Source organism: Prescottella agglutinans, from assembly GCF_004011865.1.
Taxonomy (GTDB): Bacteria; Actinomycetota; Actinomycetes; order Mycobacteriales; family Mycobacteriaceae; genus Prescottella; species Prescottella agglutinans.
Map to the genome: position 1 here is coordinate 188027 of NZ_RKLP01000011.1, position 18439 is coordinate 206465.

The 18439-nt window shown below is 69.3% G+C and carries 18 protein-coding genes; 11 read left to right on the forward strand and 7 right to left on the reverse strand.

From position 1 onward, the window contains the following. Positions 1-25 precede the first annotated feature (25 nt). From EGT67_RS20345 to EGT67_RS20375, 8 genes are all read left to right on the forward strand, one after another. Entirely contained in the window at positions 26-904 is an 879-nt protein-coding gene (locus EGT67_RS20345) for a VOC family protein (RefSeq protein ID WP_127917907.1), read from the forward strand. Positions 905-909: 5 nt separating this feature from the next. Next, complete coding sequence (locus tag EGT67_RS20350; RefSeq protein ID WP_127917908.1) at positions 910-2229, forward strand: amidase; 1320 nt, start codon at positions 910-912, stop codon at positions 2227-2229. Next, a complete protein-coding gene (locus EGT67_RS25375; protein WP_241566139.1) occupies positions 2222-2974 on the forward strand; it encodes a zinc-binding metallopeptidase family protein in 753 nt (250 codons plus the stop codon). Before EGT67_RS20350 ends, EGT67_RS25375 begins: the two co-directional genes overlap by 8 nt. Next, positions 2893-3555: a zinc-binding metallopeptidase family protein gene (locus EGT67_RS25380; RefSeq protein ID WP_241566140.1), complete on the forward strand. Its 663-nt coding sequence runs from the start codon at positions 2893-2895 to the stop codon at positions 3553-3555. The genes EGT67_RS25375 and EGT67_RS25380 overlap by 82 nt, the downstream gene beginning before the upstream one ends. Further along, positions 3552-4307 carry an aspartate/glutamate racemase family protein gene (locus EGT67_RS20360; protein WP_127917909.1) on the forward strand — a complete coding sequence of 252 codons (756 nt, stop codon included), beginning with the start codon at positions 3552-3554 and terminating at the stop codon, positions 4305-4307. Before EGT67_RS25380 ends, EGT67_RS20360 begins: the two co-directional genes overlap by 4 nt. An 8-nt stretch (positions 4308-4315) precedes the next feature. After that, positions 4316-5170 carry an alpha/beta fold hydrolase gene (locus EGT67_RS20365; protein ID WP_127917910.1) on the forward strand — a complete coding sequence of 285 codons (855 nt, stop codon included), beginning with the start codon at positions 4316-4318 and terminating at the stop codon, positions 5168-5170. Next, positions 5167-6702 carry a flavin-containing monooxygenase gene (locus tag EGT67_RS20370; RefSeq protein WP_241566141.1) on the forward strand — a complete coding sequence of 512 codons (1536 nt, stop codon included), beginning with the start codon at positions 5167-5169 and terminating at the stop codon, positions 6700-6702. The genes EGT67_RS20365 and EGT67_RS20370 overlap by 4 nt, the downstream gene beginning before the upstream one ends. A 139-nt stretch (positions 6703-6841) precedes the next feature. Continuing rightward, positions 6842-8140 carry an alpha/beta hydrolase gene (locus EGT67_RS20375; protein ID WP_127917911.1) on the forward strand — a complete coding sequence of 433 codons (1299 nt, stop codon included), beginning with the start codon at positions 6842-6844 and terminating at the stop codon, positions 8138-8140. Positions 8141-8202: 62 nt separating this feature from the next. On the opposite strand, the gene rraA is transcribed toward EGT67_RS20375, so the two are convergent. Together rraA and EGT67_RS20385 are read right to left on the reverse strand one after the other, a co-directional pair. Next, the gene (gene rraA, locus EGT67_RS20380) at positions 8203-8673 is read right to left on the reverse strand and encodes a ribonuclease E activity regulator RraA (protein ID WP_127917912.1); all 471 of its coding nucleotides are present in this window, start codon (positions 8671-8673) and stop codon (positions 8203-8205) included. Between the two features lie 59 nt (positions 8674-8732). After that, positions 8733-9113, reverse strand: coding sequence for a DUF5313 family protein (locus tag EGT67_RS20385; RefSeq protein WP_127917913.1), 381 nt, complete (start codon positions 9111-9113; stop codon positions 8733-8735). A gap of 116 nt (positions 9114-9229) precedes the next feature. Between EGT67_RS20385 and EGT67_RS25150 the strand changes: the two genes are divergently transcribed. Continuing rightward, complete coding sequence (locus EGT67_RS25150) at positions 9230-9403, forward strand: hypothetical protein (protein WP_164877619.1); 174 nt, start codon at positions 9230-9232, stop codon at positions 9401-9403. 275 nt (positions 9404-9678) lie between these two features. Here the strand turns inward: EGT67_RS25150 and EGT67_RS20390 are convergent, their stop codons facing one another. The 5 genes from EGT67_RS20390 to EGT67_RS20410 form a co-directional block, all read right to left on the reverse strand. Further along, positions 9679-11520, reverse strand: coding sequence for an AMP-dependent synthetase/ligase (locus tag EGT67_RS20390; RefSeq protein ID WP_127917914.1), 1842 nt, complete (start codon positions 11518-11520; stop codon positions 9679-9681). A gap of 97 nt (positions 11521-11617) precedes the next feature. Continuing rightward, positions 11618-13249 carry an ABC transporter permease gene (locus EGT67_RS20395; RefSeq protein WP_127917915.1) on the reverse strand — a complete coding sequence of 544 codons (1632 nt, stop codon included), beginning with the start codon at positions 13247-13249 and terminating at the stop codon, positions 11618-11620. Further along, positions 13246-14145, reverse strand: coding sequence for an ABC transporter ATP-binding protein (locus EGT67_RS20400; RefSeq protein ID WP_127917916.1), 900 nt, complete (start codon positions 14143-14145; stop codon positions 13246-13248). Before EGT67_RS20400 ends, EGT67_RS20395 begins: the two co-directional genes overlap by 4 nt. A gap of 83 nt (positions 14146-14228) precedes the next feature. After that, complete coding sequence (locus tag EGT67_RS20405) at positions 14229-14873, reverse strand: TetR/AcrR family transcriptional regulator (protein WP_206612445.1); 645 nt, start codon at positions 14871-14873, stop codon at positions 14229-14231. A gap of 103 nt (positions 14874-14976) precedes the next feature. Then, on the reverse strand, positions 14977-15471 hold the full coding sequence (locus EGT67_RS20410; protein WP_127917917.1) for a DUF1877 family protein: 495 nt from the start codon (positions 15469-15471) through the stop codon (positions 14977-14979). Positions 15472-15637: 166 nt separating this feature from the next. On the opposite strand from EGT67_RS20410, the gene EGT67_RS20415 reads away from it, so the two are divergent. Together EGT67_RS20415 and EGT67_RS20420 are read left to right on the forward strand one after the other, a co-directional pair. Continuing rightward, positions 15638-17236, forward strand: coding sequence for an acyl-CoA synthetase (locus EGT67_RS20415; RefSeq protein WP_127917918.1), 1599 nt, complete (start codon positions 15638-15640; stop codon positions 17234-17236). 276 nt (positions 17237-17512) lie between these two features. Next, positions 17513-18436, forward strand: a complete 924-nt coding sequence (locus tag EGT67_RS20420) for a COG1361 family protein (protein ID WP_127917919.1) — start codon at positions 17513-17515, stop codon at positions 18434-18436. Positions 18437-18439 lie beyond the last annotated feature (3 nt).

Here is an 18439-nt window from a genome sequence, read left to right on the forward strand (position 1 = left end):
TTCGACTTCCGAACAGAGGCAAGAGATGAGTATTTCCCGTCTGGGCGCTCTGAGCGTCGACGTCACGGACCTGGAGGCTTGGCGCCGCGTGCTGGTCGACCTCCTGGGTCTGCATGCCCGACCCCGTGAGTCCGATCAGGACCCGCTGTTGATCCGCATCGACGACCACCATCATCGGATCGCGTTGTATCCCGCGGCCGAGGATCGGATCCGGATGATCACGTGGGAGGTCGACAGCCTCGACGAACTCCGCGCGATCGCGGACCGTGTCGGCGCCGAGGGCCTTGCCGTGGAGTGGCTCGCCACGGGTGCGCCGGAGGAGCGGATGGCGGTGGCGGCCTTCCGTTTCGTCGACGCAGACGGGTTCCCGAACGAGGTCTGCTTCGGCCCGACGATCGATCATCTCCCGTTGGCGCAGGGCAGGGTGATCAGCGGTTTCGTCACCGGTGAGCTCGGCCTGGGGCACGTGGTCCTGATGTGCAAGGACTACCCGAAGGCGGTCGACTTCTACACCCGGGTTCTCGGCTTCCGATTGACGGACTACATCGTATGGGACGGTGCGGATGCCACCTTCCTGCACTGCAATCCGCGTCACCACAGCCTGGCTCTGATGAACGAGTGCTTCAGCTTCACGGGCGGGGACTTCAACCACCTGATGCTCGAGGTGGCATCGATCGACGACGTCGGCCGCGCCTACGACATCATCAACGAGGCCGCCATCTCGCTGCAGATGACCTTCGGTCGGCACACCAACGACGGCGTGACGTCCTTCTACCTGCGTACCCCCTCCGGATTCGCCATCGAGATCGGTTACGGCGGCGAGCTCGTCGACTCCGACGGCTGGGAGGTCAAGACCTTCCGCTCGCCGTCCCGCTGGGGCCACGAGCCGCAGAAGGCGGGGTGAACGCGATGTCAGTCGTCTCCTCTCCCTTTACGGACATCCTGGCCGACGAGAATCTCAGCTCCGCCGCGGTGGAGCACTGCCTCGAGCGGATCGGTGCCCGCGACCACGCGATCAAGGCGTGGGCCCACCTGGATCCCGATCTGGCGCTGGAACAGGCCCGGTCCCGTGACGCCGAGCCGCGGCGCTCGGCACTGCACGGGATCCCGTTCGGCCTCAAGGACATCATCGAGACCGGGGACCAGCCGACCGGCTACGGCTCCGAGCTGTGGGAGGGATGGCGTCCGGAGAGGGACGCCGAAGTGGTGCGGCGCCTGCGCCGGGACGGGGCCGTCGTCCTGGGGAAGACGACCACCACCGAGTTCGCCACCTACCGTCCGACGCAGACCCGGAACCCGCACGGGCTGGGGCACACTCCCGGCGGCTCGTCGAGCGGTTCGGCGGCGGCGGTGGCGGACGGTCAGGTGCCGCTGGCTCTCGGCACGCAGACCGCCGGTTCGGTGCTGCGCCCGGGCTCGTTCTGTGGCGTGTTCACCCTGAAACCGACATACGGCCGGTGGCCGTTCGACGGCGTGCTGCCCGTGGCGCTCACCTTCGACACCGTCGGCGGATTCGCTCGCCATCCCGCGTGGCTGGGAGCGCTGGACGTGTCGCTGGCGTCGGACGGAGCACACGCCCCGGACTCGGTGATCCTGCCGGCGCTGCGCGACATGCGGGTGGGCGTGCTGCGCCCGCCGTGGGCGGACCGGGCGACCCACGCCGCCGCGAACATGCTCGAGGAGTTCCGTTCGGGCATGGGCGAAGTGGTGGCTGACATCCGTGACATCGAGGTGCCGGCGGAGCTGGCGGAACTCGACGAGGCACACACCCTCATCATGGCGGCCGAGGCGTCCGCGGCCCTCGCCGAACGCATCCACCGTTCCCATCCGGAACGGATCAGCGACCAGCTGCACGCCTTCCTCCTCGCCGGGCGGACCGCGCCGGCGAGCGAGATCCAGCGGGCGCGTCGCGTACTGCGTTCCGCGCGAGCCTTCGTGGACCGGGCCCTCGCGGACGTCGACCTGCTGCTGACCCTCGCGGCGCCGGGAGAGGCGCCGGCGGGTCTGACCAGCACCGGCGATCCCGTGTTCAACAAGCTGGCCAGCGTGAGCGGCTGTCCCGCAGTCGGTTTGCCCGCCGGGCGAGGCGATTACGGGCTGCCGCTCGGGATCCAGCTCATCGCGCCTGCGCACGCCGACCAGGCGCTGGTGCGGGTGGCGACCAGCCTCACCGACGGCGTCGGACTGGCGGCGCGCCCGGAAGTACCGGAGGAGGACGAACGTGGCTGAGTCGGAGACGACCGTACGACTGCCACTCGACGACACGCGTCGGGAGATGTACGAGCAGGTCTGCTCGAAGCTGGATCCGAACCGGTTCCGTGACCTGTTGGTCGACCTGATCGACATCCACAGCCCGACCGGCCAGGAGCGGGCCGCGTCCGAGTACATGGCCACCCACCTCCGGGACCGGGTCGGGATCGACGCGCGATACCAGGCGGTGTCGGAGCACACCGGCAACGCCGTCGGCGAACTGGCCGGGACGGGCGGAGGAAGCCGCCTGTTGCTGTACGCACCCATCGACACCCACATCGACCCCGAGTCGGACGTCCCGTGGGTGGGGAAATCGTTGCGCCCCGACATGATTCCCGAGGCGAAGGTCGACGGCGACCTCGTGATCGGACTGGGCGCCTCCAACCCGAAGTGCATGGTCGCCGGACTCGCCGAGGTGATGAACGCGGTCGTCGACGCGGACATCCCTCTGGTCGGCGACCTCGCGATCGGATTCGCCGGCGGTGGCATGCCGGTGACGATGAGCAACCGCGACCACGTGGGGATGAGCAGCGGAGTGTTCCACATGCTCACGCACGGCATGATGCCGGACCACGCGATCGTGCTGAAGCCGTGGTGGCGGTGTACCCCGAGGAACCGGGAATGTGCTGGTTCAAGGTGTCCGTGCGCGGCACGTTCGGCTACGCGGGCATCACGCGCGGCACCGACGGTTTCCGCTCGTCGATCGTCCCGGCTGCAACTGTGATCCAGGAGATCGAGCAGTGGCTGCCGGAATACACCGCACGGAACACCTCGGGATCCACCCTGCCCGAGGGCTGGATCTCGGCGGTGCGCTCGGGTAGTCCGGACAAGCCGGCGTTCCCGTCGGCAACCACGGAGATCTACCTCGACGTCCGGGTCAACCCGCGCGTCACGCCCGCCGACGTCCGCCACCAGTTCGCGGAGATGATCGCCGGTGTGCGGCGTCGTCACCCGGACATCGAACTGGACTGGGAGATGTACGGGTCCCTCCCCGGCGGCATGACCGACACCGCGAACTGGATCATCCAGTCCTGTCGCCGCGGGTGGGAGGAGGTCGAGGGCCGGCCGTACGAGACGACCCCGTTGCTCGGTGGTCAGACGGACGGCACGCTCATCCGTCGTCTCGGAATCCCATGTGCCCGAATCGGTTACCCGTGGCCGCCCGCTACCGCCCCCGACGAACTGAACGAGGGGCTGGGCGGCATGGGTGTTGCATCGGTGTCCGACGTGATGACGGCGACCCGGGCGGTCGCCTACGCCGTCGTCGACACCCTCACCCGTACCAGAGAGGAACTCGAACTGTGAAGCGTGTACTCAACATCGTCCCCGTGCCGGTCCCTCCGGAGGCATTGGACGCGTTCGCATCCCAGCTCTCCGGTGACTTCGTGCACCCGGCGTTCGAGAACGTCTTCGTGTCGGCCCGGGCGGGCGGCGGTGCGCTCGACAGCGCGTACGAGACCACCCTCGCGGACGCCTTCGTGCTCGACGCCGGATGCCGGGCGGAGGAGCAGGGATACGCCGGCGTGTGCGTCAACTCGATGAGCGATTCGGCGCTCGCGGCCCTGCGGTCCCGGTTGACCATCCCGGTCGTCGCACCGAGTCAGGCCACGATGCTGCTCGCGTGCCTGCTCGGCAAGCGGTTCTCGGTCGTGACGATGTGGCCGCAGTGGCACGAGCTGTACCACAAGGCCGCCCGCGAGAACGGGATCACCGCGCGCCTGGCGTCGGTTCGTGACATCGGTGTGCGCCCCGACGCCGCCGAATTGCTGGCAGGCAAGGAGGAATTCGTCTTCGCCGCGCTCGAACGTGAGGCCCGCGCGGCGGTGGAGGAGGACGGCGCCGATGTGATCGTCCTGGGCTCGACGACGATGCACCAGAGTCACGCCTACCTGTCGTCCGTGCTCGACGTTCCCGTGCTCAATCCCGGTGTCGTGGCCTACAAGATGTGCGAGATGCTCGTGCAGACCGGCCTCGCGCACAGCAAGCGCGCCTACCCCTCGCCCGAGCGACCGCAGGACGACCTCCTGTCGGCCGTGGCGTCCGTCTTCCAGAACTAGGAGTCGAGATGACGACCGTGATCAATCCCGAGATCGGGAAGACCCTGCGGACCGGGTCCTTCGACACCAACTACCACGACGTCGGTACGGGTGATCCCGTGCTGCTGCTGCACGGGTCGGGCGCGGGCGTGTCGGCCTGGGCCAACTGGCGTGGGCTGATTCCAGTTCTCGCAGAGAACTTCCGCGTGATCGCACCGGATCTGGTCGGGTTCGGGTACACGTCGCTGCCGGAGCCGGCGCGGTTCGAGATCTTCGATACCTGGATCGACCAGATCCTGGCGCTGCTCGACGCGTTGGACATCCCGAAGGTGCACGTGGTGGGCAACTCCTTCGGTGGCGGTCTGGCGCTGCACCTCGCGACGCGGTTCCCGGACCGGCTCGGCCGTATCGTCCTGATGGGGGCCGGCGGCGTGAAGTTCGACTTCACCCCGGAACTCGATGCGCTGTGGGGTTACACGCCGTCCGTCGAGAACATGAAGAAGATCATGGACATCATGGCGTACGACCGGTCGCTGGTCACGGACGAACTCGCCGAGCTGCGGTACCGCGCGACGATCCGGCCCGGCGCCCAGGAGGCGTTCGAGCAGGTCTTCCCGGAGCCGCGGCAGCGCCATCTCGACGCCCAGATCGTGCCGGACGAGGACCTCTCGCGGATCGAGCACGAGGTGCTGATCCTGCACGGCCGCGAGGACCGGGTGGTCCCCGTGGCGGCGTCGCAGCACATGTTCGACACCATCCCCAACTCGCAGTTGCACGTGTTCGGCAAGTGTGGGCACTGGACGCAGATCGAACACGCGGCGCGCTTCCAGCAGCTCGTGAGCCAGTTCCTCGGCGAGGCGCTCGTGTCGGGGGAGGGGCGGTGAGCCGCAGTGGGTTAACCCGCGGATCCGCGGGGGATCCGATGCGGGTCGCGATCGTCGGCGCCGGCGTTGCGGGCTTGTCCTCGGCGAAGGTGCTCGACCAGTTCGGCTTCGACGTCACTGTGTACGACCGAACACCGGACGTGGGCGGGGTGTGGAGCGTCACGCGGCGTTACCCGGGGGTGACGACGCAGAACAACAAGGGCACCTACGCCTTCTCGGACTACCCGATGCCACGCGACTATCCCGAGTGGCCCACCGGCGAACAGGTGCAGCAGTACCTGGCCGGGTACGCCGAGCATTTCGGGCTGAAGTCGCACCTGCGCCTGGGCACCGAGGTGACCGCCGCCGTCCAGGACGCGGACACCGGGACCTGGACGGTGACGACCCGCGAGGTCGAGTCCGGCCGGGTCGACGAGCAGCAGTACGACCGGCTCGTGATCGCGAACGGCATCTTCTGCGACCCGTTCGTGCCTCCGTATCGCGGTGTCGAGGATTACGAGCGGGCGGGTGGACGACTGTGTGCCGCATCCGACTTCCACGAGCTCGAGGACGCAGCGGACAAGAACGTGCTGGTCGTGGGCTACGGAAAGTCCGCCTGCGACGTTGCCGAGGCGCTCAGCGAGGTCTCCGCTTCCACGACGGTGGTCGCCCGCGAAGTCACGTGGAAGATGCCGCGCAAGCTCGGAAACATTCTGAACTACAAGTACATTCTGCTCACCCGGCTGAGTGAGGGGCTCTTCGAACACATCGACCAGCGTGGATTCGGGCGATTCCTCACCGGTCCCGGCCGGTTCCTGCGCAACGGTCTGCTCGGCGCCGTCCAGTCCGTCGCGCAGAGGCAGTTGCTCCTCGACCGGGTCGGGCTGGTGCCGGAGGGATCGTTCGAGCGAATCGTCCGACACGCGGTGAGCCTGGCGACCGAACAGTTCTACGAGAAAGTGGCGGACGGCACGATCGGTGTCCGACGAGGGACCGTCATCTCCGCGCTGCACGAGAAGGACGGCAAGCCGGTTGCCGAGCTCAGCGACGGCACCGTGGTGCCGGCGGATGTCATCGTGTGCGCCACCGGATTCCAGCAACGCGTACCGTTCGTGACCGACGCGATGCAGGACCGTCTCACCGACGACGAGGGCAACTTCCAGCTGTACCGGCAGATTCTGCCGCTCGACGTGCCGAACCTGTACTTCGTCGGCTACGGCTCGTCGCTGTTCAGCCCGCTCAGCGCCGAGGCCGCCGCGCTGTGGGCGGCCGATCACATGCTCGGTGGCACGCAGTTGCCGCCACTCGAGGAGCGGCGCGCCTTCGTGCGGACCCGGTTGGACTGGATGATCGAACGCAGCGAGGGCAAGCCCGCCCGCGGCACGAACATCATCCCGTTCTCGCTGCGGCAGGTCGACGAGGTGCTCGACGAGATCGACGCGAACGTCGGACCGCTGACCCGACTGTCGCAGTGGTTCCTGCCCGCACGTCCCGCGTCCTACAGGCACTCGACCCGGGTGCTGCTGCGCCGCCACGGTAAGGCCGGCCGGTAGCGCTTCCCGGACGGGGCCGGCGGATCGATCCGTCGGCCCCGCTGCCTGCCCGCCGCACGTCGGCCACCGGGCATACTGATGTTCGACGGCGTTCTCGACGGCGAGAATGACACTCCCCGGGCGGACGGAGGAGAACAGCATGGCCGAGATGACCGTGATGTCGGGTGCGCTGACGGTCGCCCTGTCCCGCGGGGAGAAGATCGCGGCCCTTCGTGGTGACGTCCGCATACCGACGTCGCAGGTTCGTGACGTCGACGTCGTCGCCGACGCGTTCACGAACATCCGCGGCTGGCGTGCGCCCGGCCTGGCGATCCCCGGCCGGGTTCGGATCGGCACGTGGCGGGGCGGGGGACTGCGGACGTTCGTCGTCGCCCACCGCGGCGTGCCGGCCGTGCGGGTGCACACCGTCGGCACCGCGGCCGGTGCCGACGTCGACCAGGTGATCGTCACCAGCGCGGACGCGACCGCGGCCGCGCAGCGCATCCGGGATGCGCTGTCGGCGGACCGCCCCGAGTTCACCGAGCGCGAGGTGACCTTCGAATCCGGCGATCGCACCACGCTGTCCGGCACGCTCGCGGTGCCCAGCGGCGGGGCGTCCGGGCCGGCGGCGGTGATCGTGGGCGGGTCCGGCGAGATCGATCGGGACGGCGACCACGCCCGGATGCCGATCGGGATCAGTCGGGCCGTCGCGCACGCCCTGGCGCGGAACGGGGTGGCGTCGCTGCGGTACGACAAGCGCGGCGTCGGGGCGTCGGACGGTGACTTCATGACCGCGGGTCTCGGTGACAACGTGGAGGACGCCGCTGCCGCCGTCGAATGGCTGGGCACGACAGGGGGATTCGCGCGCGATGCGCTGGCGGTGATCGGACACAGCGAGGGTGCGTGTCTGGCGATGGCCCTCGGTGCCGGCGGCGGCGCACCGGCGGCGGTGGTGCTGCTGGCGGGGCCCGCGGTGACCGGGCGGGAGGTGCTGCTGTGGCAGACGGGCAAGGCGGCCGACGGACTGCCGGCCGCGGTGCGGTCGGTCCTGCGCGTGCTGCGGATCGACGTGCCGGCGAGGCAGCGGAAGGCGTTCGACAGGCTCGCGCGCAGCGAGACCGACGTCGCGCGACTGGGCACCCGGAAGGTGAACGCGCGGTGGTTCCGGGAATTCCTCGAGTTCGATCCGAAACCGCTTCTGCGGGAGAACTACTCGCCGGTCCTCGCGATCACCGGAGCGAAGGACATTCAGGTGGATCCGGACGATCTCGCGGCCATCGCCGCCCTCGTCCCCGGTGACGTCGACACCGTGCGGGTGCCGGATCTGACGCACCTGCTCCGCCGGGATCCGAACCCGCCGTCGCTGGGCGCCTACCGAAAACTCGTGCGCGATCCGGTGGACGCCGAGGTGCTGTCGCTGGTGGCCGACTGGACCGCCGGCCACCTGCCCAGGCGCTGACGCACCCGTGCGCCTTTCTGGTGGTGCCGGCTACCAGAAAGGCGCACGGGCGGCGAAGCCGCCTACCGGACGACGACGCCGTCGTCGTCGCTGTAGACCGTCTCGCCCGGGTTGAAGGTGACGCCGCCGAAGGAGACGGGCACGTTCTTCTCGCCAGAACCGGTCTGGGTGCTCTTGCGCGGGTTGGTGCCGAGCGCCTTGATGCCGATGTCGAGGGTGCGCAGGATCGCCGAGTCGCGCACCGCGCCGTTGACGATGACGCCGGCCCAGCCGTTGGAGACGCCGCGTCCGGCGATGATGTCGCCGACCAGGGCCGTGTGCACACTCGCGTCGCCGTCGACGACCAGGACGCCGCCGTTGCCGGGCTCGCTGAGGGTCTGCTTGACCAGCAGGTTGTCCTGGAAGCACTTGATGGTGGTGATCGGGCCGGAGAAGGCCGCCCGCGCCCCGAACTGGATGAACTGGGTGTCGCAGCTACGGATGTCCGGGCCGATCTCGTCGGCCAGATCGGCGGTCGCCACCGGCTCGCTCATGGTTACTTCCCTTCGTCGGTTCACCGCCACCTTAGTTGACCGGTCGGTAACTTGGCTGGTCAGCTGCGTCCGTGACGCCGCTCGTAGTCGTCGCGGATCCGATCCGCCCGCCGCTGCGCCTTCTCGGCGACCAGGTCGGGGTCGAGCCCGTGGCTCTGCAACCGGTGCCGGCGGTACACCTGCATCAGCGCGATGGCGAAGTACACCAGCGGGATGAACAGCAGCGCCATCATCGCCAGCGGAATCCACACCGGGCCGGGGATGAACAGGAACAGCGCCAGGATCGGCAGCACCGGCACCGTGAACCGGATCAGGTAGCGAACCGAGGCGCCGGGGCCTACCAGGTCGTTGCGGACCCAGTCCTGCAGCGAGTCCGGCAGCGTCCGCCCGAACTGGTAGCCCACGTACTGCCCGAGGGTGGGGCGCTGAGATGCCGACATGGGTCCAGGGTAGAGCGGGTGCCGGTGGGACGATCCGCAGGTACCGGACCGAATCTTTGCTACGGTCGCCGTGGGCGCCGTGCGGCATCGACAATCGAAGCGCGACAGGAGGATCCGTGCAGAATAGTCTCGCCGTGGACACCGCCGATCCGGGACTGAGTGTGTGCCTGGCACCGGTCGCCGCCTGGCCGCTGACGGATGCGCTGGCGATGCTCGGGAGGATCGGTGCCCGCCGGTTCGGTGTCCTCGCCCCCACCCTGGCGGTCGAGGGTCCGACGCGCCGCTCGTGACGATCGCCGCGAGCGGCCTGTCGCTCGAGTACATCGCCGGCGGTGCCCGCGCGATGCAGGACAGCGACGACGGCTGGGACGACACCTTCCGGCACCTGCGCCGCGCCGTCGACATCGCCGCGGAGAACGCTGTTCCGACGGTCTGTTTCACGTCCAGTGGATCGGATGCCTTGTCCTGGGAGGACGCGGCGAACCGGGCCGTCGATCGCTTGACGCGGACCCGGAGGCGGCGCTGGGACGGGGCCTGGCGTGGATGCGCTCGAATGTGTCGGGGCTCAGCCGTACAGCTCGGTGATCCGATCCGAGAAGTTGTCGACCACCTTCTTGCGCTTGAGCTTCATGCTGGGGGTGATCTCGCCGTTCTCGACGGTCAGTTCGCGCTCGAGGATGGTGAATCGTTTGACCTGCTCCCAGCGGTTGAGGCCCGCGTTGAGCTGGTCGACGTAGGCGCTCATCATCGCGACCGTGGGCCCGGCCGTCGCGATCTCGCGCAGCGGCCGGTCGCCCATGCCGTTCTCGACGGCCCACTCCGCGATGGCCTCGCCGTCGAGGCTGATGAGTGCGACGCAGTACGACTTGCCCTCGCCGCTCACGATGATCTCCCCGACGTACGGGCAGATGCCCTTGAACGTCGCCGAAATCGCGGACGGTGCCACGTACTTGCCGTTGGACGTCTTGAACATGTCCTTCTTGCGGTCGGTGATCCGCAGGAAGCCGTCGGCGTCGATCGTGCCGATGTCGCCGGTACGGAACCAGCCGTCGGCGTCGAGCGACTCGGCGGTGGCCTCCGGGTTGTGGTGGTAGCCGCTCATCACGCCGGGACCCTTGATCAGGATCTCGCCGTCCTCGGCGATCCTGACGTCGGTACCGGGAATGGGCCAGCCGACGGTCCCGAACCGGTAGGCGGACGGTCGGTTCACGAGCGACGCGGCGCTCGTCTCGGATAGCCCGTAGCCCTCGAGGACGATGATGCCGACCGCGTCGAACCACTGCGCCACATCGCGATCCAACGCCGCGGAGCCGGAGATGAAGAACTTCAGCCGGCCGCCGAACCGTTCCCGGATCGTCTTGAACACCAGGCGGTCGGCGACGGCATGCTGAGCCTTCTGCATGCGCGACAGCGGCTTTCCGGCCTGGCGCGCCTTCGATGCGGCCAGCCCCACGCCCATGGCCCAGTCGAAGATCTTCTTCTTCGCGCCGCCCTCGGCCTCCACCGTCCCGACGATCCGGGCGTGTGCCTTCTCGAAGATCCGCGGCGCCGCGCCCATGAACGTCGGCTTCACGACGGCCAGGTTGTCGACGATCTTGTCGACCCGCCCGTCCACCGCGGTCGCGAACCCGATCTGCAGCGGCAGCGTCAGCAGTACCTTGCCGAAGACGTGCGACAGCGGCAGCCACAGGTACTGCAGGTCGTCGGCCTCGAGGATGCCGGTGGCGTCGATCGCCGCCGCCTCGTATGTCCACGCCGAGTGCGGCAGCCGCACACCTTTGGGCCGGCCGGTCGTGCCCGACGTGTAGATCAGGGTCGCCAGGCTGTCCGGGGAGATCCCGGCGATGCGCTCGTCGACGGCGCCGGGGCGTTCGGCGAGCAGTCGCTCGCCCAGCCGCTCGAGCTCGTCGAAACCGACCACCCACTCGTCGTCCGGGGCGGTGCCGTGGACCAACACCACGCGCTGCACGTCGGGCAGTTCCTCGCGGTGTTCGCGGAGCTTGGCCAGCTGGGCCTCGTCCTCGGCGACGACGACGCGGCTGCCCGAGTTCGAAATGATGAACGCGACGTCGGACGCGGTCGTCGAGGGGTAGACGGTGGTGGTCGCAGCGCCGGCGCACATCACCGCGAGGTCGGCGAGCACCCACTCGTACCGGGTGGCCGACGCCAGCGCGACGCGCTGCTCGGCTTCGACGCCGAGCGCGATCAGGCCCGCCGCCAGCGTGCGGACCCGTCGGCCCACCTCGGACCACGTGACACTGGTCCACATGTCCCCGTTGGGGTACCGAAATGCTTCGGAATGTGGTGTCGCGGCCACCCGGTCGACGAACAGCTGAGCAACCGACGGCGCCCGCTCCTCGATCTTGGACCAGTCCACGACCTCGTCTGACGCTCGTGAAGCTGTCATGGTTCCGAGTTTAGGAACCCCGCCGCAACCCCTGAACGGGAATTCACGGCACGGTTCGGTCTCGAAAGCGTGACGTGAATTCCCGTTCGGGTGGTGGTCAGCGGACGTCGCGGCGCCGCAGCGCGGCGAGCCCGCCGACGACGAGCGCCGCCGCGATCGCCAGCAGCCACACCACCGGCGCGGCCTGGAACTCGCCGCCGGGCAGCCGCGGCAGGTGCAGGAACGGCACGAGGTCGAGCAGCGGCTGGGGGAGGTCGGCGACCATGCCGAACACGTACAGTGCCATCATCGCGCCGAAGACGCCCCACGCGGCGGGGGCGAAGCGCGGCATCAGTCCGAACATGGCGACGGCGATCCCGGCCAACAGCCACACGCCGGGCAGCTGCACCAGCGCGGCGCCGAGGATGCGCGGCACCTGTCCGCCGACGTCGTCGATCGACGTCCCGTACGCGAATCCGGCGACGAGGCCGGCGACCGCGAGCGCGACAGCCGGGCCGACGAGCGCGAACAGGATGTGGCTCATCGCCCAGCGTCGGCGACCGACCGACGCGGCCAGCACCGACTCGGCGCGGCCGGACTCCTCCTCGTCGTGCAGTTGCAGCACCGCGGAGATCGAGTACGCGCCGGCGAGAAGCCCGAAGATGGTGAACGCCAGCGCGAGGAACGAGTCCTCGATCGCCTGCGTGCCGCCCAGGCGGGCCAGTGCCTCGGTGACGGCCGTGCTGCTGCCCAGCTGATCGCTGACACCGTGTGCGGCGCCGCCCATCACGAGCGCGAACACCGTCAGTCCCACGGTCCACGCGATCAGGAGTCCGCGTTGCGAGCGCCACGCCAGTCCGACCGGCCCGGACAGGGACGGCGGCGACGTCGCCGGTCCGGGGCGTTCGGCGATCAGGCCGGCGCCCAGGTCGCGGCGCGCGAGCAGGCGGTAGGCGACGGCGACGAGCACGACGGTGGTGATCGCCGGGAGCAGCAGCACCCACCAGCGTTCGTCGGCGTACGGGCGCACCTGCTGCGCCCAGCCGATCGGCGACAGCCACGACAGCGTCCCCGATCCGGCGTCGCCCACGGCGCGGAGCAGGAAGGCGACCGCGAGCACCGCGAACGCGAGGCCGCGGGCCAGACGAGCACCGGTGCTCAGCTGAGCGGTGACCGCGGCGACGCCGGCGAACACGGCACCGGCGCCGGCCACGGCCGCACCGAACGCGACCGCACCGGAACCGCCGATGCCGATCGAGATCAGCCCGACGGTCCCCAGGACGGCGCTGATCGCGGTCCCGATCCCGGCCACCAGCAGCGCGGCGGTGAGTCCCGCGTACCGGCCGACCGCGGTCGACTCGAGCAGTTCGGTGCGGCCGGTCTCCTCCTCGGTCCGGGTGTGCCGGACCACGGTCAGGATGACGGCGACCGCCAGGAACGTGAACAGGTAGCCGGCACGCCACGTCGTCAACGCGCCCACACTGGAGCCGAAGATCGGCCCCACCAAGGCGATTTCGGATTTCAGGGTCGCGGTGGAGGCCGCGAAGGCGTCGAGCTGACTCTGGGTGGTGTACAGACCCATGATCGCCTTGCCGTAGACGATCGGCAGCAGACCGATGGTGATCGACCACAGCGGCAGGATCACCCGGTCGCGCCGCAGGGCCAGGCGCAGCAGCGCCCCGGTACCGGTGAGGGTGGAAGACGCCGACACCGCCGGGTGGGCGGCGGTCGGCGCCGCGGTGGTGGTCATACCCGCACCTCCTCCGAGAGTTCGTAGTGCCGCAGGAACAGTTCCTCGAGGGTCGGCGGCGTGCTGACGAGGCTGCGCACACCGGTGTCGCCGAGCGTGCGGATCAGCGCGCCGAGGCTGCCTGCGTCCACCTGACAGTGCAGCGTGCTGCCGTCGATCCGGAGGTCCTCGACGCCCGGAATCCGGCTGAGATCGCCTGGGTCTCCGGTGAGTTCGGCTGTGATCGACGTGCGGCTGAGGTGGCGCATCGACGCGATGGAACCGCTCTCGACCGCCTTCCCGGCCCGGATGATGGTGACCTTCTCGCACAGCGCCTCCACCTCGGAGAGGATGTGGCTCGACAGCAGCACCGTCACGCCGCGGGCGCCGGCCTCTGCGATGCAGTCACGGAACACCTTCTCCATCAACGGATCCAGGCCCGACGTGGGCTCGTCCAGCAGGAGCAGCCGGGCGCGCGACGAGAAGGCCGAGATCACCGCGACCTTCTGCCGGTTGCCCTTCGAGTACGAGCGCGCCTTCTTGTGCGGGTCGAGGTCGAACCGTTCGATCAGGTCGGCGCGCCGATCCGGGTCGAGTCCGCCACGCATCCGGGCCAGCAGATCGATGGTCTCCCCGCCGGTCAGCGACGGCCACAGCGTCACGTCGCCCGGCACGTACGCGACGTCGCGGTGCAGGTCGACGGCGTCGCGCCACGCGTCGCGGCCGAAGACCGTCGCGGTGCCGCCGTTCGCGCGCAGCAGACCGAGCAGCACCCGGATCGTAGTGGACTTGCCGGCGCCGTTGGGGCCGAGGAATCCGTGGACCTCGCCCTCGCCGACCGTCAGGTCCAGGCCGTCGAGCGCGCGCGTGGACCCGAACGTCTTCTCCAGCTTCTCGACTTCGATGATCGTGGTCATGCCCTCTCCTCGGAAGGTGGGTGGTGGGCTCCTCGTGGAACTGAAGGGACCCTTTGTGCGCCGCCGGCGGTCGAAGGGTCCCTTCAGCTGTCGCCGGCGTAGGCGTCGAGCATCGCCGAATCGGTGAAAAGCCCCTCGGTGTAGACCTCGAGGGCGGGGAGCATGATCTCGTCGGTCATCTCCCGGATCACGCGGGCGTAGTCGACGGAGCCGTCGGAGTCGGCGTGCATCTGCAGGTACAGCAGCGTCGCGCCGAGGCTGTTCGTCGCGAGGTACCGGGCACGCGCGGACGGGTCGCGACTCGGCCGCACCCGTCCCTCGACGACGGCGGCCGCGAGGTACTCCTCGACCCCGGCGACCATGTGCTCGAACAGTGAGACGGCCAGTTCGCCGCCGGCCTGGAAGGACCGCACCAGGTACGCGACCAGCGGCGCATACTGCTCGACCTCGCTCAGGGACTCGAGCATCCGGGCCGGGTTCTGTGTGGTGAGCACCGCGCGCTTCTCGGTGGCGATGATTCCGAGGACGTGCTCGTCGCACACCGCCCGCAGGCCCTGCTTGGACCCGAAGTGATGGTTCACCAGCCCGGGGGAGACACCCGCCGCCGTCGCGACCGCGCGCACGCCGGCCCCGAAACCCTGCTCTCCGAACACGCGGATCGCGGCCTCGCGGATCCGGGCCCGGGTGTTCAGGTCCCGCTCGGCGGGTACCGCCATGGCTGAACGCATGTTCAAAACGCTACGCGCGCGTTCAATGCAGCGACAGGGTCGCGGGCCCGTCCTTACGGCATCTTGACGGTGGCACCGGTGCAGGCGGGTGCTGGTCGTGCAGTCAGAACCGCACGGTGAACACCACGTGCCGGACGTCGCGGGATGCGCGCTCGAAGAAGTCCGCCACTTCCTGCAGCCAACCCCAGGCATATGCGCGCTCGTCCGCGCCGTACTCGGGGTTGCGATCGTCGAGCGGCATCGCGTCGTAGCCCGCACCGAACTCGGATTCGGTGATGCCGGCCAGATACGCGGCGACCTCGGCGACCCGGTCGGGCGTCAGGTAGGTGATCAGTTGGTCGTCGGTGTCCGTGTTGAGGTCCTCGTCTCCCAGGATCACGCCGTACGCCGGCCAATGCTCGGGCGCGCGCTGGTACCCGGCGCTGGAGAGGGCGCACAGGATCGGGTCCCACGCCTTGTCCGTGTCGCACGAGAACTCCGCGCGCCCAGTCTCCTCGATGTCCTGCGCCACCGCGCCGAGTCTGCCGTCGTCGCCACGCGCGTCGAGAAGTTCCGCTGCCACGCGGTCGGAAAGCGCGAAATGCACCCCAAGTTCCATGGCGTCACGTTAACCGTCCGCCCTGCTCGACTGTTCAACTGTCGCAAGGGGATCTCGACGGCGAAACCGGCACGAGGATTTCGGCCCCATCAAACGCTCGACTGTGTTAGCTTCCCGAACGAATGGGCCCGTGATCCGGGTCACTGCACAGTGAGGATGGACCTACGTGACGCTGAACATCGCCGACCTGTACGAAGCCGTCACGGACGCGATTCCCGATCGGGTACCGGTGGTGTGCGGGGACGAGCGTCGCAGCTATGCCGAGCTGGACCGGCGGGCCAATCAGCTCGCGCACCACCTCGAGTCGGTCGGGGTACGGCCGGGCCAACACGTCGCGATCCACATGCGCAACCGCATGGAGTACGTCGAGGCGCTGCTGGCGTGCCTGAAGATCCGGGCCGTTCCCATCAACGTCAACTTCCGCTACACCGACGCCGAACTGGTGTACCTGTACACGAACTCCGACAGCGTCGCGCTGATCGTCGAGAACGAGTACCTCGAGCCCGCCGGGGCCGCGCTGCCGCACGCCCCCGGGATGGGGCACGTCCTCGTCGTCGGGGAGCACGAGGGGCTGCCCGACGGCTACGGCGGCGTGACGGTCGCCGACTACGAGGACGCCCTCGCGGCGCAGCCCGACACCCGCGGCTTCGGGCCGCGCAGCGCGGACGACCACTTCGTGATCTACACCGGCGGCACCACGGGCATGCCGAAGGGCGTCGTGTGGCGGCACGAGGACTTCTACTACGCGGCCCTGTCCGGCGGGAACATCGGTGGCGCGCCCCGACATTCGGTCGAGGAGGTGGTGGCCGGCGCCGTCGCCAACACCGAACCGCAGGTGTACCTGCTGATTCCGCCGCTCATGCACGGCGCGGCCATCTACTCGCTGCTCACCGCCTTCTTCATGGGTGCCCCGCGTGTGCTCACCCGCACCTTCGACCCCGTCGAGGTGCTGCGCCTGATCGAGGCCGAGAAGATCACCGGCATCACGGTGGTCGGCGACGCCATCGCGCGGCCCATCGCCGAGGCGATCCGCGAGCACGGCGACCGGTACGACCTGAGTTCGCTGAAGCTCATGGGTTCCGGTGGCGCGCTGTTCTCGCCGAAGCTCAAGGACGAACTGCGCGAGATGGTTCCGGGCCTGGTCATCAAGGACGCCTTCGGGGCGTCGGAGACCGGCAACGACGGCATCGTGGAGTTCGGCGACGACGGCACCAAGCGAATCCGGTCCAACCCCAACATGATTCTCGTGGACGAGCAGTTCCGGCCGATCCTGCCGGGCTCGGACGAGGTCGGGTTCCTCGCCCGCAAGGGGCACGTACCGGTCGCCTACTACAACGACGCGGCCAAGACCGCCGCGACGTTCCCCGTGATCGACGGGGTGCGGACGGCAGTCCTCGGCGACATGGGGCGGATGGAGGCGGACGGCACCATCCTGCTGCTCGGTCGCGGCTCGACGTGCATCAACTCCGGTGGCGAGAAGGTGTATCCGGAGGAGGTGGAGCAGGCGCTCAAGACGCACCCGGCGGTGCTGGACGCGCTGGTCGCCGGGGCGCCCGACATCCGGTTCGGCGAGAAGGTGGCCGCGGTGGTGCAGTTGCGGCCCGGATTCGACGACGCCGACACCGCCGAGATCGCCGAGCACTGCCGCACCCAGGTCGCGGGCTACAAGATCCCGCGGTCGGTGGTCGTGGCCCCGGCGATCCGCCGGTCCCCGAGCGGCAAGGCCGACTACCGCTGGGCGAAGGAGGTCGTCGCGGCCGTCTGACCGGGACGGTCCGCCTCCTCGAACGGGCACGATGTGGACAAGCGTCCAATTGTTTGTTGAAATGAGTCGCTTCGAGCGCATCTGGACCTCGCCTCGGCAGCCATTGTTTCCGTAGCCCACTGGAGGAACGAGTTGCGCAGAACGGCGGCAGCGCTCGACGCCATCGGGGATTGCAGTGCGCCCCTGACCAGTTCCGCCGTCTAGCCGTCCGCTTCCTCCCCGGTGGCGGCGGCTCGGTCGCCCGCCCGCCACCGGGCAACCACGAAGGTGTGTTCCATGCGTTCTGTTCTGCGGCAGCTGCTCGCGCTGCTGGCCTTGGTCGCGTCGATCGTCGCGGCGTCGACGGCGATCGCCCATGCGGAGACCGCGGCGGGCGGGATCGGCATCCAGCTGCTGGAGCCCTCCTTCAACCCGGACTTCGAGCAGTGGGAGACCGAGATCGGCGGCCCGGTCCAGCCCGGCGACACCATCACGGGATGGATCCGGATCTCGAACGGCGGCACCACGGCACAGACGGTCGAGGTCTATCCCGGTGCGGCGTCGATGAGGAACGGCCACTTCACGGTCGAGGATCCCGGCAGCAGCAACCGGCTCACGTCGTGGACGACTGTGGACAAGCGGACGGTGGCGCTGGCGGCCGGGCGCTACGCCGATGTGAAGGTGACCGTTCGGATTCCGGCGGACGCGCCCACGGGGGACCGGTACGCGGTGATCTTGGCGCAGCCCGCCACCGGTGACGGCGGCGGAGTGTCCACCGCGCCGCGGGTCGGCGTCCGCCTGCATCCGACGGTGAAGCCGCCGAACGGGCGCACCGCGGACTTCGTGATCAACGGTCTGACCGCGGAACGCGACTCCGACGGCCAGGCGGTCGTCGTCGCCGACGTCCGCAACACGGGCACCTGGGCGGTCGAGATCGAGGGCGCGCTCACCCTCTCCGGCGGCAGCATCGTCGGCCCGGTGGACGCCGACGCCACGGTGGTCGCCGCCGGTGGCGGTGGAAAGGTGCGTTTCCGGATCCCCGACAGCGCCGACCTGCCGGCCGGACCGTGGCAGGCGAGCGTCGCGCTCCACAGTGCCTCGCTCGAGCGCAAGTACGCCGGCGACGTCACGTTCCCGAACGTCGCGAGCAGCGGTTCCCTCGGCAGCCTCGGATCGTCCTCGATGCCGTGGTCGTCGCTCACGGGCGGCTCCGCCCGATAGTCC